Here is a 14,719-nt window from a genome sequence, read left to right on the forward strand (position 1 = left end):
GTCAGGCGGTCAGCCTGTCATGCGGCGACATCGGCTCCGCAATGCCGGCACACGCGAGCATCGCGCAAGATGCGCCCGTCGCAGTGCAGGCAGACCAGATGCGTCGGGGGAACCGGCTCGCGGGCGTGGGGCGACCGGTCGGCAATGGCGAACAAAAACGCAGCGGCAAGCGGCGGGCTGATCAGGCAGGCCAGTATCGTCCAGCCAAATCCCTTGCGCCCCCGGCCGACTGCCAATACGCCCACCACCAGGGCCAGCACGATCCAGAACAAGATGAACAAGAACATGGCGCGATAGTAAACCGCCTCACGCCACCAGATTTTTACCCCGATGCGCAAAGAAGGTTGCGCCAATGCGCGCCAACGAGAGTAATCTGCTTTGCAGGGCGTGCCGCCCGGGCATGACCCATCCAAAAGATCCGTCTGCATCCAAAAGGAAACGCTTATGAACAAGATCCCTTCAACATGGCGTAGGACCACTCTGGCGGCAGTAGCGTTGGGCGTGTCGAGCGTGCTGTTCGCCGGTTGCACGACGAGTGGGTCCAAATCGACGGCCACTCAAGCTGAAAAGCGCCAGGAAATTAACGCCGCCACCAACGCCACCTTGACCCGGCTTTACGAAGCCTCTCCCCAGTCCAAGCAGTTGGTTCAACGCGCGCGCGGCGTGCTGGTGTTTCCGTCAGTGCTCAGCGCCAGCTTCATCGTGGGTGGCCAATCCGGGTCTGGCGTACTGCGGGTGAATGGCCAAGACACCAGCTACTACAGCATCTCGGGGGGCTCCATCGGCTTTCAGGCGGGCGCCCAGTCCAAGGCCATGGTGTTGTTGTTCATGACGGATGAAGCATTGGCCAAGTTCCGCGCCAGCAGCGGCTGGACGATCGGCGCCGACGCCACCGTGGCCGTTGCAACGATCGGCGCCAACGGCGCCATCGATTCCAACTCCGTTCAACAACCCATCGTGAGCTTCGTCATGAACAACAGTGGGTTGATGGCGGGTGTGTCGATCGACGGCAACAAGATCTCGCCGCTGGTGCTGTAGCCCGCCCTCGCTTCAGGTCAGCATCGGCGTCATGTCCGGGTCGCCTTTCTTCATGGCCCGGCGATACGCATCACGGGCGCCGATGCGCTGAAGATACGCCAGGATATTCGGGTAAGGCGACAGATCGAACGAATAGAACATCCGCATCGTCGTCAGCGAGAACACCGCGATGATGTCGGCGGCGGTCAGCGCGTTGCCGGCCAGATAATCCGTTTTACCCAACTGCGTGTCGATCAGGCTCAACGCCTGCTTGCGCCGCGCCTGGGCGAACTGCATGGTCGGCTTGTCGTCAGCCACCTCGGCGCGCGACAGCACCATGCAGCGCATCAGGCTCGGTTGCAGCGAGCCGTTGGCGAAATGGAACCAATAAAGATAGTCGGCAAACGCCGCGTCGGTGGCGGGCACCGTCAGGCTGCCGTTGCCGTACTTCGCCAGAATGTACTCAACGATAGCGGTGGACTCCGCCAGCACGATATCGCCATCGGTGATGATCGGCGCGGTGCCTAGCGGATGCAGCGTCTTGTATTCAACCGGCGCCAAGCGCGTGACCGGGTCCCGGTCGTAGACCTTCAGCTCGTAGGGGATGGCGAGTTCTTCGCACAGCCAGACGATGCGCTCGGATTGTGATTTTCCCAGATGATGGACGATCAACATTCGGACTCCTGGTTTAGCGGCCCGGCGACGCCATCGGTTAACCGATGGATACATAACACCGAAAACCGGCATTAATTGGATGCAAGCTGCGTGCTATTTTATGCGCCCGTAGCTGCCCTCGTACGACGGCGGCGCTGTCCTTAGCCACTTCATTCATGACCCTGCACATGACGCCTGATCGCGATACGACTACGCCCAAGAAAACGCCGCGCATTTCCCGGCTGGTTCCGCTGATGTTCGGCCTTGCTCTTGCCTCGGCCTCGCCGATCATCGCCGCGCAGAAGGACGGCTCGCTGCGGGCGCATTCCCCCGTCCAGCAAAACAGCCCCACGGCGCTGGTCCCGGTGCAAAAAACCGAAATCAAGAACCAGGCCGCCTACGAACGCCTGCTGAACAACAGCGGCGTCACGGTGCAATGGCTGTGGTCCGCCCAGCGCGGCAAGCTGAACGCCAAGGACGTGAATGACGTCGTTCGCATCGATGGCGAGCAGGCCAACTTCGAAGGCACGCTGAAGATCAACGGTGAAATCGTCTCGATCGACAGCGACCGCTTCATCTTCCGCGGCACCATCCTGATTCTGGACGCCCCGGACAAAGGCCGCCGCTGCGAACGCACCGGCGACTACGAATTCCGCGCCACCGGCAAACGCAAATACTGGCGCCTGCAGCAGATGGAAAGCTGCGATCGTCTGACGGATTACGTGGATATTTTTTATTGATCCGTGATGGGTTGCATACGTTAAGGCCCCGCATGGCGGGGCCTTAAGCACGTGTACACAGATCGTCGTATTCACGCATCGTTTTCTGACCGATCCCGCCAACCTCGCACAAAGCCCGGGCAATGCGGTGGATGGCCGCCAGGGCAGGCAAATCGTTAACCGTCGCTTCACCCCGTGGCTTATTGACATTCCGTTTCGCCGTCTCAGATGCCGCAAACGACGAGGAATGAAACGGACGGACGGCGGCATCGTTGGTCAATTCAAGACTCTCCAGGACATTCGATTGGCAGATCTGGCGTAAAACGCCGCTTGTGCCATGCGCTGCAAACATAGCACCCAGTGCTATATCAAAATCGCTTCCAGGCTCGAAATCAGACGAAGTCCCGGCCAGGCAACGAGCGTCCGGCGAACCGCGCATGACTTCGCCGGACGGCTCTTGCCTTGCCCATTTACACCACCCGCAGCTTCAACACCTGCTCGGTCGTCATCACATCGCCGAACGTGTCTTCGATGCTGACGAGTGCTGCGCGGTGCAGGTTGTCGTGGCTGACGACGCTGCCGTCGGCGCGGTCCAGGTCGCGGGTGGCGCAGGCGTCTTCGGCCACGATCACGTCATAGCCCAGCGGCACGGCGTCGCGGGCGGCGCCGGCGACGCAGGCGTGCGTCATCAGGCCGGTGATGACCAGCGTTTTGACGCCGGCGGCTTTCAATTGCTGGTCCAGGTCTGTGGTGGGGAACACGCTGACTGATGTTTTGCGGACCACGTTGTGGTGCGTGGCCGGTTGCAATTCGGGATGGAACTCGCCGGTCTGGCTTTGATCGGCGAACACCGGCGCGCCGGCGGGCGTGACGTGCTGCACGTGGAAAACCGGGATCTTGGCCGCGTCGGCGTGCGCGATCAGGCGTTGCGCGTTGCCCAATGCCGTCTTGCCGGCGGGGATGGGCAGCTTGCCGCTGAAGTATTCGTTCTGGAAATCGATAACCAGCAAGGCGGTGCTGGACACATCGAGCGATGCCGGGGCGGTGGCGCCGGCCAGGGTGCGAATGGTGGGATGGCTCATGGCTTGTCTCTTGTCGGTTGGGGAAAGAACACCCAGTGTCACGCCGATGCGGGTTTCTTGATAGTGGCCCGATGGACAACTATTGCTAGAATCGGGCCAACTTATGGCCCGTTTGTTGGCCCTTTTGTTGGCCCTTTTGTTGGCCCTTTTGTTGGCCCTTTTGTTGGCCCGTTTGTTCTGGACCTTTAGCTCGGGGCCGTTTGTTCTGGTCCATACTCCCTGGCCATCCATAGCCCAATCCGCACGCCCGCCATGCACACCGTCGCCGTCATCGCCTTCGAAGACATCAGCCCCTTTCACCTGTCCGTGCCTTGCATGGTGTTTGGCGACGATCTGGCGCGGCTGGGCGTGCCGCGCTATCGCTTGCTGATCTGCGCAGAAAAGGCCGGGCTGATTGCCACCCTGTCAGGCTTCAAGATCGAAGTCGAACATGATCTGTCGGTGCTAGCCCAGGCCGACACCGTCATCATGCCCGCCTGGACCGACCCCGAAGCCGCCGCCTCCCCTGCCCTGTTGCGGGCCTTGCGCGCCGCGCACGCCCGGGGCGCGCGCATCGCGGGGCTGTGCCTGGGCACCTTTGTGTTGGCTGAAGCCGGCTTGCTGGACGGGCGCACGGCCGCCACGCATTGGGTCTGGGGCGACGACTTCGAACGCCGCTATCCCAAGGTCAAGCTGGACCGCAAATCGTTGTACATCGACGATGGCGACATCCTGACCTCCGCCGGCACCGCCGCCGCCATTGACTGCTGCCTGCATCTGCTGCGCCGCGATCATGGCGCGGAAGTGGCCAACCGCATCGCCCGCCGCATGGTGGTTGCGCCGCACCGGCACGGCGGACAGGCGCAATACATCGAGCAACCGCTGCCCGAACGCAGCGGCTCGGACAAGCTCAGCGCCACGCTGGACTGGGCCATCGAAAACCTGCGGCTGCCGCTGTCGCTGGACCTGTTGGCGGAGAAAACCGGCATGAGCCGGCGCACATTCACCCGCCACTTCAAGGCGAAGACAGGCGCCACCGTGTCCGAATGGCTGTTGAACCACCGGCTGGCCGCCGCGCAACGCCTGCTGGAAACCGGTCGGCTTGCCGTCGACCGCATCGCCGAAGACGTAGGGTTCGGATCTTCGGTATCGTTTCGCCAACACTTCACCCATGCCTTTGCGATTTCACCGTCGGCCTACCGCAAGCAATTCTGCGCAAGCGCCACAACCCTACAAGGAGACACCGCATGATCAATGACCTGGACAAGAAACACCTGGCCCGTTGCGTGGACCTGGCCAAGCGCGCGTTGGAGCTGGGCGACCAGCCCTTCGGTTCCGTGCTGGTGTCCGCGACGGGCGAGGTCCTGTTCGAAGACCACAACCACGTCTCGGGTGGAGACCACACGCAGCATCCGGAATTCGAAATCGCGCGCTGGGCGGCCAACAATGTGCCGCAAGCCGAGCGCGCATCGTGCACCGTGTATACCTCCGGCGAGCACTGCGCGATGTGTTCGGCGGCGCATGGCTGGGTGGGCTTGGGCCGCATCGTGTATGCGGCGTCGTCAAAGCAGTATGCGCAGTGGATGCGCGAATGGGGCGTCGCGCCATCGCGCGTAAAACCGTTGGCGATTCAAGACGTGATTGATGGCGCAACCGTAGACGGCCCGGTGCCGGAGTTTGCGGAGCAGATCAAGCTGCTGCACCAGGAGAACGTGCGCCGCCGGGCGTAGGCGATGCCGTGTTATTTTTCCCGGTGCAAGATCACTACTTGATTAATGGCTAAGCGTCCAAACGGCTCAATCGCCCAATGGACAAACCGCCTAACGGCCAGGACCTTCGGCATGCCCTCAAACACCGTCAAATGGATTGTCAGCATCGTCTTGGGATTGCTCATCGGCAGAGTCAGCTACGGCGTGCTGCTGCCGGTAATCCTGGCCCTAAGCCCCCGCGAGCAAGCCGCCACGTCAGGCGACCCGGACACGATGATCGTTGCCGGACTCGTCATCTGGCTCGTCGTCACCGTCATCGCCAGCGTCCTGCTGGCGCGCATTGCCAACCTGCGCCGCCTGATCGGCTGGGGTTGTGTGGCGCTGGGCGCCGCCATGGTGCTGACGATTCCCGCCACGCTGCTGACGATGGACGTTGGCGCACACGCCACCAGCGCCGCAGACACCCGCGACGCCAACACCGCCCTCTTCTTCTGGGCGCTTATTTTTGGTCTGCCCTATGTCGGCGGCGGGCTGGTGCTGGCGATTTTGGGCACGGTGCTGGTGCGTAAGCACCCGGCGTCAAAAGACCCCGTCCTTAACTAATCCGCCAATCTGCCGTTGTAATAAGAATGCGGCCCCCGCATGCGCCCTGCGCTGCCGGCGTGGGTTCGCCTTTTCCTGAACCCACCTGCGTAGCGAATGACTTCATCCCCCGACACGATCGATACCCATCTTGCGCGCCGCGCGGAACTTCGGCAGCGGCTGCAAAGCGGCCAGTTTGATGAACTGGACGCCATCCTGGAACCCGCCGCGCTGCGGTGGCTGGATAGCAAAGGCGAATCGTTCGGATATCGGTGGTTGTTGGACCAGATCAGCGACCCGCAACTGTCAGCGGCAGAAAATCTTGCCCGCCTGCGCGCGTGGCGCGAGGCGCGGCCTGCGTCGTATCACGCGCATCTTGCCTACGGCAACCAGTGGGAGACCATTGCCGGCAACATCCGCAGCAGCAACACCGCCGACTACGTGGACGATGAGCAATGGGCCGGCGCAATGATGGCGCGCGACCATGCCGTCGGGGCCTTCCTGCAAGCGATGGCACTGCATGAGCGGCCCGTGGTGGCCGTGCAGAGAACCATGCGCGTCTGCGCCTACCTGGGCGAACCGGAATGGCTGGCGGCGCTGGCCGCCGGCGCGCCGGCTTCGCACGATGCGTTGCAGGCACGCTGGCCCGCCGAGGTCTGGGAACAAGGCTTGAGCCTACTCGCCGAACACAGCGGCATGGGCCTGGCCGAGCTGCCCGCGTCCTTGCCCGCCGGCCTGCCCGCGCGCCAGACGGGCGACAGCGACGATCCAAAAACCTATTGGCTGCGGACCTCGTTAGCCTTGCGCCCCAATGATGTGGGCGTGCTCACCACGTACCTGTACTTCCTGTATCCGCGCTGGGGCGGCAGCCACGACGAGATGGACGCGTTCATCAACGGCCCCGTATGCGCCGGTTTGACCGACGCCGAGCGCGATGAACTGCGGTTCCACAAAGAATTCGATTACCTGGGCTGCTCCGCCTTCTATCCGGACGTGGACGACGACGCGCAGAACGCCGCGTTTCGCGACGCGTTCGAGCAATGGCTGACTTTGCAGCTTTCCGCCGAGCAGCGCGCCGTGGCCCTGTGCCATTACGCCAACTTTGAAACCATGCGCGCCCGCCATGTCGATGATGACGGTGACGTGCATTGGGACGCCGCGCTGCTGCAACACGCTTACGACCTGCTGGCGCAGGCCTGCGCCGTGGCGCCTGCGGATATCGACCTATCGGACGAGGCCTACCCCGGCACGGTGTTCACCTTGCAAGCGTGCCTGTGGTTCAAGGGCATGCCCGACACGCACGGCCTGTTCCGGCAGATTCTGCTGCGCGGCGCGCGCTGGGGCGACGATGTGGAAGCCGTGCTGCTGGCGGCGGTGGGCAGCCAGTTCGGCCTGTTCGGTTTGCAGACCGGCGAGCTTGATACGCAAGCGCTGCTGGAACGCGGCTTCGCGCTGGACGGCAAGGACCGCTCGTTCAACCTGCCGCAGCTGGGCCGCAACCTGTGGGGCGACGTGTCGCCTGAGGCCGCGATGTTCTTGTGGCAGGAAGGCGCCGCGCGCGAACGGTCGGATGCGCTGATGTCGCTAAGCGAGCTGTATGCAGGCAAGATCGACGTCGACTACGCGGGTATCGACAAGACCGCCGCGCGCGATTGGCTCACACGTGCCGCCGAAGCCGGCCATCTGGTGGCCCGCAACAATTTGGCCTATGCCGCCATCGACGAAGGCCGCGACCTTGCCCAAGGCGAATACCAGACCTACCGGCTCTGGCTGGAAAACAACTGGCGCGTGGCCGATCGCGGTTCCCGCATGGAAGCCATGGCCGCCCGCAACCTGAGCTGGCTGATGCTGATGCACAGCGGGTCAGATGAGGACCAGCGCGCGGCGCTCGACCGCGTGCTGCCCTGGATGTGGGACCAAAGCGATGACGGCGACCGCGAAACCGCCGCACGCAGCTACGCCATCGCGTTCATGGAAGGGCGCGGTTGCGAGCCCAATGCGTATCTGGCCAAGGTGTGGATTGCGCGCGCCTGCGCGCTATCGCCCGAAGACGAATACTTGCAGCGACTAAGCGGCGAAATCAATAACGACAGCGGCTGGTTCGGCGGCTGGCGTTTGCGGCGGCGCATGGAACAGGCCCGCCTGCGAGTGGATGGGCGCGGACGCGAGCTGACGTTTGGCCGCGGCGAAACGGACGTCTGAGACACTGCGGGGCTGTCTTAGCTTGCTGTCTCAGCTTGCTGTCTTGGTTTGATTGCCCACGCTCGCCGCGTCCCATTGCAGCATCAGCTGCGTGATCGCGGCGTCGAACACCGGGTAACGCACGCCGTCCCGCGCCGCGAGCGACACGCCCAACAGAAAGCTGTTGAACAAGGTGCCCAGCACTTTGGCGTCTGTGGTTGCGGCAAGCTCGCCGCTGGCGATGCCGCGCTCCACGCAGCGGATGAAGCCCGAATGCGTGCGCTGGCGCGATGCCGCCAAGGGCTTGGCGACGTCGGCATGTTCTGGGGTGGGCGCGCTCATGACGCCCAGCGCCACCATGCAGCCTTTAGGATGCGTGCGTTCGCACTGCATCTTCGCCGACCGGCGCAGCGCCAGTTCTATGGCGGCTTTGGGCGGGGTGTTGTCGTCCCACAGGCTGTCGTTCACGCGGGCGTAGGTGTCCAGATAGCGTTGAACGGCTTCGGCATACAGCGCCTCTTTCGACCCGAACGCCGCATAAAAACTGGGCGCTGAAATGCCGCCGCCAATGCCGGCCTTCAACTGGCTGAGCGACGTTGATTCATAGCCCTGTTCCCAAAATAAATGCATCGCCTGTTCGACCGCTTGATCGCGGTCAAACGCGCGCGGCCTGCCCATTTGCGCCATAGCAGTCTCCCTTTTTCGAACGCGACATCAATACTAATCGATACAAAAGTCGTTGACAACGCGAAAGCTGCGCGCCTACATTTATACCGATCGGTATATAACTAGCGGCCCTCAATCGTGGCCCCCATGGCGCCCGTCCCCCGCGCCCGGCCCGCCGCAGATATCGATCCGGCACTCTCTACAAAAGGACTTTTGCGTGAATCACTCAACGACTTCAACCGGGCAGCCCGCGTCTGACCGCCTGCCTGTCTCCGGGCTGCTGGCGCTGGCCATGACCGGCTTTCTTTGCATCGTCACCGAAACCCTGCCCGCGGGGCTGTTGCCCCAGATCAGCGCCGGGCTGGACGTCAGCCAGGCGCTGGCCGGGCAGACCGTCACCGCTTATGCGCTGGGCTCTTTACTGGCGGCCATTCCGCTCACGATCGCCACCCGCGGCTGGCGCCGCCGCAACGTGTTGCTGATGACGATCATCGGCTTTCTACTCTTCAATTCCGCCACGGCGCTGTCAACGAACTATGGGCTGACCCTGGTGGCGCGCTTCTTCGCGGGCATGGCGGCGGGGCTGGCTTGGAGCCTGCTGGCGGGCTACGCGCGGCGCATGGTCGCCCCCTGGCAACAAGGGCGGGCGATGGCGTTGGCGATGGTGGGCACGCCGATCGCGCTGTCTCTGGGTGTGCCGCTAGGCACCTTGCTGGGCGCTACGGTGGGATGGCGCGTCGCGTTCTGGATCATGTCGGCGCTGACGCTCGCGCTGATCGTCTGGGTGCTGGCCAAGGTGCCTGATTACCCGGGGCAGTCCGCCCATGAACGCATGCCGCTGCGCCGGGTGTTCACGACGCCGGGTGTGCGGCCCGTGCTGGCGGTGGTGGTGGCATGGATGCTGGCGCACAACATTCTGTACACGTATATCGCGCCCTTTGTCGCCCCTGCCGGCCTGTCTGAACGGGTGGACCTGGTGTTGCTGGTGTTTGGCACGGCGGCGCTTGCTGGCATCTGGATCACCGGCAGATTGGTCGACCGCCATTTGCGCGTGACGGTGCTGGCGAGCCTGGCCGCCTTCGCCGTCACGGCGCTGGTCTTCGCCCTGGCGCCTGCCAACCCCACCGTGATCTATCTGGGCGTGGCGGTCTGGGGCGTGAGCTTCGGCGGGGCCGCCACCTTGCTGCAAACCGCGTTGGCCGATGCGGCCGGCAGCGGCGCAGATGTGGCGCTGTCCATGAACGTGGTGGCGTGGAATGGCGCAATCGCCGGCGCCGGGGTGGCGGGCGGCATGCTGCTTGAGGCCTGGGGCGTTGGGGCCTTTCCGTGGGCGCTGGTCGTGCTGGTCGCCCTGGCGTTCGTCATGGCGTGGTCGGCGCACGCGCATGCGTTCCGGCCCGGATTACGGAGCTCGGGGCTGGCCGTGGTGGGGCATTGACCCCGCGCTACAGGGCGTAGGGGGTACGCCCGAGGAGGATTCCACCCAGGGCGGCCACGTCAATTTGCAGTTTGAAACGTTTCATCACCGGGCTGGCCGGCCGCCCTATGGCGACAACAGTACAATTCCCGCCACTCCTCGCTACAAAACCCCTTCCCCGCCGCCTCACCCATGTCCAACCTCATCGTCCACGGTGGCACGCCTTTGCGTGGCCGCGTCATTCCTTCGGCCAACAAGAACGCCGTGCTGCCGATCTTGTGCGCCACGTTGCTGACCGACCAGCCCCTGACGCTGCACGGCGTGCCGGACATTACCGATGTCCGCAAGATTCTCGACATCTTCCGCACGCTGGGCAGCGACGTGAAGCTGGACGAAACCACGCGCACGCTGAACCTGCATCACCGCCACACCACGTTCGACGCCACGTCGCACCGGCTGCCGGAAGAGATGCGTTCGTCGATCATGCTGGTGCCGCCGCTGCTGGCGCGCTTTGGCGTGGCGCGACTGGAAGACAACGTGAAGGGTTGCACGCTGGGCGTGCGCGAGATTGATCCGCACGTGGACATCTTCCGCTCGTTCGGCGGCGAAGTGGAACGCGCCAGCGGTTCCCTGCTGGTGCGCAGCAGCGGCCCGCTGAAAGCGACGCACCACTGGCTGGACTACGCGTCGGTCACCACCACCGAGAACTTCGTGCTGTGCGCGGCGGCAGCCGTTGGCGAATCGTCGTTGACCAACGCTGCGTCCGAGCCGCACGTGCAGGAGTTCTGCCGCTTCATGGTGATGATGGGCGCAGATATCGACGGCATCGGCACGTCGCGCCTGACGGTGCGCGGCGGCGCCACGTTGACCGGCGGCGATTTCACTTTTGAAGAAGACTTCCACGAGATCACGACCTTTCTGGCGTTGGGCGCCATCACGGGCGGCGACGTCGTGGTGCGCAACCGCACGCCGGGCAACTTCCCGCTGATCGACCGCACGTTCGCCAAGTTCGGCGTGCAGATCGAGCACAAGGACGGCTGGTCGCGCGCGCTGCGTTCCGGCCCACTGAAGGTACAAACGCCCTTCACCAGCAATGTGCTGACCAAGGTCGAAGCCGCGCCGTGGCCGTACTTTCCCGTGGACCTGCTGCCGATTTTCATTGCGCTGGGCGTGTGCGCCGAGGGCAACGCGATGTTCTGGAACAAGGTCTATGACGGCGCGCTGGGCTGGACGGGCGAACTGTCGAAGTTCGGCGCGCACGTATTCTCGTCCGACCCGCACCGCGTGGTGACGTTTGGCGGCATGCCGCTCACGCCCGCCGTGGTTGAAAGCCCCTACATCATCCGCGTGGCGATCGCGCTGTTCATGGTGGCCAGCAGCATCAAGGGCCGCTCGGAAATCCGCAACGCCACGCCGATTCGCCGCGCCCATCCCCAGTTTGTGGAAAACCTGCGCAGCCTGGGCGTGCAGGTGGAATGGACCAGCGAAGAATAAGCCTGCGATAGCGCGCGGCAACCGGTGGCGGGCCTGCCACCGGATAGGCGCGCTTGGCCGCGGCTGCGGCGGGAACGCAACGGCTTACGCCTTGCCTGCCGCCCGCCCCAAAAATTCCAGCACAGCCACATACGAGCCTTCATTGCCCGCCGCATTCGCGGCCGGCGTGCCGCCCGCATCCAGCAGCAAGCCCGACATTGCATGCGGTTTGCTGATCAGCGTGGCCGGCAGGTAGGGGTAATGCACGTGGTGCCCCGCCCCCATGCAGACGTGATGAAACGTGGGCAGACCGTGCGCCTGGCGTTGGCGCATCACAATTTCCGAATACGCAGTGCTGGGCCAGAAGCCGTCGTCTGACGCACTGACCAGCATGACCGGGCCCGGATAGTTTTCCACCGGAATCCGCGCGCGCTCGAACGCAGCGCTATCGCGCGTGGCGCTTAAGAACGCGTGCGTCTGCCGATACGGCGGCTCGGAGGCGTAGGCGGCTTCCCAATCAGCGCTGACGTTGTTTTCCCATAGATGCGGCAAGGGTTCGCCGCCCTTGGTCCAAACCTGGGCATTGCGGCCGGTGCCGGGTGAACCGGCGCTGACAACGCCGTGCATGACGGGCGACGGCACATAGGCCACCACCGCGCTGACCAGATCGGGATAGTGCGAGGCCACCAGCAGCGACGTTTCCCCGCCACGGCTGATGCCCGACAGCGCCACAAAGCCGTCGCGCGGCGCCAGCGTGTCGTGCGCCCAGCGCAGCGCGTGCTCGAAATATTCCAGCGGCATGTCGTTCAAGTACTTGGGCCGGCCTTCGTAATTGAAGATGGCCAGCGCCAGGCACTGGAAGCCGCGCGCGGCAAAGAGCGCGGCGCGCGGCGCGTTGACGCCGCCCGACGAGCCATTCATGTAGATCACGAGCGGATGCGGGCCGGGGCCGGCGGGCGTATAGAGCTCGCCCGACACCGTCATGCCGCCCACGGTTTCGCGGACTGCGCGGTGCGTGACGCCGTCTTCCAGAAAGTCTTGCACCAGCCGCGCCGACGCGTGGCGCACGCCATCGGTGGCTTCGATCTGAATCACCAGCGGCTCGGTGCGGTCGGGCGGGAACACCACGCGGCTCATGTCTTCGCAGACCATGGACCACACAATGCCCATGGCCGAGGGCTCGGCGTAGCTGCCCGACACGGGGCTGTCGCGCCCCAAGTCCAGGCTGCCATCGAAGCCGGCCACGAACACGGCCTGCGAGCGCCACGGCGCGCCGCACATCTGCATGCTGGCGGTAACGGTGATGAAGGCATAGGCCGGAAAGCCGTCGATGCGGATCTCGCGTGCGACGTCGATCAGGGCGAATTCGGGGGTGACGGTGATGCGGGCTTGTTCAGTCACGGGGTGTCCTTGAAGGTGTCCTTGACGGTGGCGTTAGGCTTTCAGATCGGTCTTGGGCACGCCATTGGCCTTGATGACCTGCGCCCACATGGCGGACTCATCGGCGATGACTTTGTCCAGATCGGCCGACGACGTGAATTCCACGGCCACGCCCTGCTCCGCGAATTGCTGGATCAGGCCGGGGTCGCTCGTGCCTTCGCGCACGGCGTTTTCCAGCACGGCCACCACGTTCGCGGGCATGGCGGCGGGGCCAGAGATCATCATGCGCGTGTACAGCTCGAAGCCGTCGACGCCCGCTTCCTTCATGGTGGGCACGTCGGGCAGGCTGGACAGGCGCTTGTCGGCCGTCACGGCCAGCACCTGCAACTTGCCCGCCTTGATGTTGGGCAGCGCGGAAGTCGGAAAGTCGAACGTGCTTTGCACCGTGCCGGCCATCAGGTCCAGCAGCGCGGGGCCGCTGCCTTTGTAGGGCACGTCCTGGAATTGCGTGCCCGTCTTGGATTGAAAGTGCAGCAGCGCCAGGTGATTGATGACGCCGCGCCCCGCGTGGGCGCAGGTGATGTCGCCCGGCTTCTTCTTGGCCAGCGCAATGAATTCCTGCACGTTCTTCACGCCCAGGTCCGGGTGCACGATCAGCAGCATGGGCGACTTGCCCATCGACCCCAGCTGTTTGAAGTCAGACTGCTGGTACGGCAGATTGTTGTAGAGCAAGGGGTTCAGGATCATGCCGTTGGTGCCGGCAAAGCCCAGCGTATAGCCATCGGGCTCTGCACGCGCCACCGCCACGGTGGCGATGATGGCCTGCCCGCCCGGGCGGTTTTCAACAACCACGTTCTGCTTGAGCGTCTTGCCCATGCGTTCGGCCAAGGCGCGCGCGGCGATGTCGGTCAGGCCGCCGGGGGCAAAGCCCACCAGCAGGCGCACGGGGCGGGTCGGAAAGGTGTTCTGCGCCCAGACCGGGCGCGAGCTCAGGGACATCAGGGGCAGCGCGGCAAGCGCACCCAGGGCGTGACGGCGGGACAATCGCATACGGCTCTCCGAGCAAGGGCAAAGGCACCAGCCCCGCGCGCGCCCAGGCAAGCGCCGCGTGGCAAGACGAGGAAACGGGGAAGGACGCACAGGCCGCCAGCCGAACAGCAGCGGTCACAATGGCCGTATGTTGTATGCAATACCGCCGATGGGCTATCTAGGGATATCCCGGTGCGCCGGGGGAGCCCCAGGCGTGTGATGCGCGTGGGGCGAGGTTAATTCCGCCGGGTGGTATTTGGTATGCGATCACTAGCGCGGGCGGGCCGCAGGTTCCGGCCATTGTTGCGGCACCACGCGCAGCTGGCTGGTGTCATAACCCAGCTCGCCAACCTTGGCGACCAGACGCGCGTAATCGGCTTCAGGCAGCGTGGGCGTGCGCGCCATGATCCACACGTAGTCACGCTTGGAGCGGCCGATGATGGTTTGCTGATAGGCGTCGTCCACATAAGCGATGACGTATTCCGCCTGAATCGGCCAGATGAACTGCATGCCCCAGATGGCGTTGCCCGTGCCCGGCTGCACGGTGCCTACCGGGTGCATGGTTTCCACATCAGCGTCAAAGCTGCCGTGGCGGTAGCGGAAGGTGGTCTGGATGCGGCCGTCGGGCATCAAGGCGTACGACTCCACCGCATTGAATGACTTGCGTTCGGGCCAGCTGGGGATGCCGGCAATCACGTACCAGTCGCCCATGAAGCGCGGGATGTCGACCTGCGCCACGGGCGGCATCGGCGGCGGGCTGCTGCAACCGGCCAGCACGGCCGCCAATGCCAACGCAGAACTTCGGAAGATGTGGCGCATGGCATTCCTCTC

The 14,719-nt window shown here is 64.2% G+C and carries 16 protein-coding genes; 8 read left to right on the forward strand and 8 right to left on the reverse strand.

Annotated elements, in window-relative coordinates:
• Positions 1-17: 17 nt before the first annotated feature.
• Positions 18-452, reverse strand: a complete 435-nt coding sequence (locus tag AC1DB0_RS02555) for a hypothetical protein (protein ID WP_476758591.1) — start codon at positions 450-452, stop codon at positions 18-20.
• On the opposite strand from AC1DB0_RS02555, the gene AC1DB0_RS02560 reads away from it, so the two are divergent.
• Positions 445-1,038, forward strand: coding sequence for a BPSL1445 family SYLF domain-containing lipoprotein (locus AC1DB0_RS02560; protein ID WP_175169215.1), 594 nt, complete (start codon positions 445-447; stop codon positions 1,036-1,038). The two genes, AC1DB0_RS02555 and AC1DB0_RS02560, sit on opposite strands and share 8 nt — an antisense overlap.
• 12 nt (positions 1,039-1,050) lie before the next feature.
• Here the strand turns inward: AC1DB0_RS02560 and AC1DB0_RS02565 are convergent, their stop codons facing one another.
• Complete coding sequence (locus AC1DB0_RS02565) at positions 1,051-1,692, reverse strand: glutathione S-transferase family protein (RefSeq protein WP_476756641.1); 642 nt, start codon at positions 1,690-1,692, stop codon at positions 1,051-1,053.
• A gap of 155 nt (positions 1,693-1,847) precedes the next feature.
• On the opposite strand from AC1DB0_RS02565, the gene AC1DB0_RS02570 reads away from it, so the two are divergent.
• Positions 1,848-2,411, forward strand: a complete 564-nt coding sequence (locus AC1DB0_RS02570; RefSeq protein ID WP_476756640.1) for a hypothetical protein — start codon at positions 1,848-1,850, stop codon at positions 2,409-2,411.
• 43 nt (positions 2,412-2,454) lie between these two features.
• Here the strand turns inward: AC1DB0_RS02570 and AC1DB0_RS02575 are convergent, their stop codons facing one another.
• Positions 2,455-2,829: a hypothetical protein gene (locus AC1DB0_RS02575; protein ID WP_476756639.1), complete on the reverse strand. Its 375-nt coding sequence runs from the start codon at positions 2,827-2,829 to the stop codon at positions 2,455-2,457.
• Positions 2,830-2,860: 31 nt separating this feature from the next.
• Positions 2,861-3,472 carry a cysteine hydrolase family protein gene (locus AC1DB0_RS02580; RefSeq protein ID WP_476756638.1) on the reverse strand — a complete coding sequence of 204 codons (612 nt, stop codon included), beginning with the start codon at positions 3,470-3,472 and terminating at the stop codon, positions 2,861-2,863.
• 252 nt (positions 3,473-3,724) lie between these two features.
• Between AC1DB0_RS02580 and AC1DB0_RS02585 the strand changes: the two genes are divergently transcribed.
• The 4 genes from AC1DB0_RS02585 to AC1DB0_RS02600 all read left to right on the forward strand — a co-directional run bounded on the left by AC1DB0_RS02585 (position 3,725) and on the right by AC1DB0_RS02600 (position 7,944).
• Positions 3,725-4,702, forward strand: coding sequence for a GlxA family transcriptional regulator (locus tag AC1DB0_RS02585; protein WP_476756637.1), 978 nt, complete (start codon positions 3,725-3,727; stop codon positions 4,700-4,702).
• Positions 4,699-5,181 carry a nucleoside deaminase gene (locus AC1DB0_RS02590; protein WP_054425322.1) on the forward strand — a complete coding sequence of 161 codons (483 nt, stop codon included), beginning with the start codon at positions 4,699-4,701 and terminating at the stop codon, positions 5,179-5,181. Before AC1DB0_RS02585 ends, AC1DB0_RS02590 begins: the two co-directional genes overlap by 4 nt.
• 111 nt (positions 5,182-5,292) lie before the next feature.
• Positions 5,293-5,763 (forward strand): hypothetical protein, encoded by a 471-nt coding sequence (locus tag AC1DB0_RS02595; RefSeq protein WP_476756636.1) that lies wholly within the window; start codon positions 5,293-5,295, stop codon positions 5,761-5,763.
• A gap of 96 nt (positions 5,764-5,859) precedes the next feature.
• On the forward strand, positions 5,860-7,944 hold the full coding sequence (locus AC1DB0_RS02600) for a DUF4034 domain-containing protein (protein ID WP_476756635.1): 2,085 nt from the start codon (positions 5,860-5,862) through the stop codon (positions 7,942-7,944).
• A gap of 30 nt (positions 7,945-7,974) precedes the next feature.
• Here AC1DB0_RS02600 and AC1DB0_RS02605 read toward each other — a convergent pair whose 3' ends face one another.
• A complete protein-coding gene (locus AC1DB0_RS02605; RefSeq protein WP_476756634.1) occupies positions 7,975-8,553 on the reverse strand; it encodes a TetR/AcrR family transcriptional regulator in 579 nt (192 codons plus the stop codon).
• A gap of 328 nt (positions 8,554-8,881) precedes the next feature.
• Here AC1DB0_RS02605 and AC1DB0_RS02610 point away from each other — a divergent pair, with 328 nt between their 5' ends.
• Both AC1DB0_RS02610 and AC1DB0_RS02615 read left to right on the forward strand, forming a co-directional pair.
• The gene (locus AC1DB0_RS02610) at positions 8,882-10,027 is read left to right on the forward strand and encodes an MFS transporter (RefSeq protein ID WP_175169544.1); all 1,146 of its coding nucleotides are present in this window, start codon (positions 8,882-8,884) and stop codon (positions 10,025-10,027) included.
• A gap of 171 nt (positions 10,028-10,198) precedes the next feature.
• On the forward strand, positions 10,199-11,500 hold the full coding sequence (locus AC1DB0_RS02615) for a UDP-N-acetylglucosamine 1-carboxyvinyltransferase (protein WP_054425311.1): 1,302 nt from the start codon (positions 10,199-10,201) through the stop codon (positions 11,498-11,500).
• Between the two features lie 84 nt (positions 11,501-11,584).
• Here the strand turns inward: AC1DB0_RS02615 and AC1DB0_RS02620 are convergent, their stop codons facing one another.
• The 3 genes from AC1DB0_RS02620 to AC1DB0_RS02630 form a co-directional block, all read right to left on the reverse strand.
• Positions 11,585-12,880, reverse strand: a complete 1,296-nt coding sequence (locus AC1DB0_RS02620) for an acyl-CoA thioester hydrolase/BAAT C-terminal domain-containing protein (protein WP_476756633.1) — start codon at positions 12,878-12,880, stop codon at positions 11,585-11,587.
• 33 nt (positions 12,881-12,913) lie between these two features.
• Complete coding sequence (locus AC1DB0_RS02625; RefSeq protein ID WP_342065837.1) at positions 12,914-13,909, reverse strand: Bug family tripartite tricarboxylate transporter substrate binding protein; 996 nt, start codon at positions 13,907-13,909, stop codon at positions 12,914-12,916.
• Positions 13,910-14,158: 249 nt separating this feature from the next.
• Positions 14,159-14,707: a lipocalin family protein gene (locus AC1DB0_RS02630; RefSeq protein WP_175169224.1), complete on the reverse strand. Its 549-nt coding sequence runs from the start codon at positions 14,705-14,707 to the stop codon at positions 14,159-14,161.
• Positions 14,708-14,719 lie beyond the last annotated feature (12 nt).

The sequence above is a fragment of the Achromobacter sp. 10T422 genome (assembly GCF_056394065.1).

Bases quoted from the DNA above. Each gene is read 5' to 3' on its own strand.
- AC1DB0_RS02560 (WP_175169215.1), top strand. From the start codon at position 445: ATGAACAAGATCCCTTCAACATGGCGTAGGACCACTCTGGCGGCAGTA.
- AC1DB0_RS02565 (WP_476756641.1), bottom strand. From the start codon at position 1,692: ATGTTGATCGTCCATCATCTGGGAAAATCACAATCCGAGCGCATCGTC.
- AC1DB0_RS02570 (WP_476756640.1), top strand. From the start codon at position 1,848: ATGACCCTGCACATGACGCCTGATCGCGATACGACTACGCCCAAGAAA.
- AC1DB0_RS02575 (WP_476756639.1), bottom strand. From the start codon at position 2,829: ATGCGCGGTTCGCCGGACGCTCGTTGCCTGGCCGGGACTTCGTCTGAT.
- AC1DB0_RS02580 (WP_476756638.1), bottom strand. From the start codon at position 3,472: ATGAGCCATCCCACCATTCGCACCCTGGCCGGCGCCACCGCCCCGGCA.
- AC1DB0_RS02585 (WP_476756637.1), top strand. From the start codon at position 3,725: ATGCACACCGTCGCCGTCATCGCCTTCGAAGACATCAGCCCCTTTCAC.
- AC1DB0_RS02590 (WP_054425322.1), top strand. From the start codon at position 4,699: ATGATCAATGACCTGGACAAGAAACACCTGGCCCGTTGCGTGGACCTG.
- AC1DB0_RS02595 (WP_476756636.1), top strand. From the start codon at position 5,293: ATGCCCTCAAACACCGTCAAATGGATTGTCAGCATCGTCTTGGGATTG.
- AC1DB0_RS02600 (WP_476756635.1), top strand. From the start codon at position 5,860: ATGACTTCATCCCCCGACACGATCGATACCCATCTTGCGCGCCGCGCG.
- AC1DB0_RS02605 (WP_476756634.1), bottom strand. From the start codon at position 8,553: ATGCATTTATTTTGGGAACAGGGCTATGAATCAACGTCGCTCAGCCAG.
- AC1DB0_RS02610 (WP_175169544.1), top strand. From the start codon at position 8,882: ATGACCGGCTTTCTTTGCATCGTCACCGAAACCCTGCCCGCGGGGCTG.
- AC1DB0_RS02615 (WP_054425311.1), top strand. From the start codon at position 10,199: ATGTCCAACCTCATCGTCCACGGTGGCACGCCTTTGCGTGGCCGCGTC.
- AC1DB0_RS02625 (WP_342065837.1), bottom strand. From the start codon at position 13,909: ATGCGATTGTCCCGCCGTCACGCCCTGGGTGCGCTTGCCGCGCTGCCC.
- AC1DB0_RS02630 (WP_175169224.1), bottom strand. From the start codon at position 14,707: ATGCGCCACATCTTCCGAAGTTCTGCGTTGGCATTGGCGGCCGTGCTG.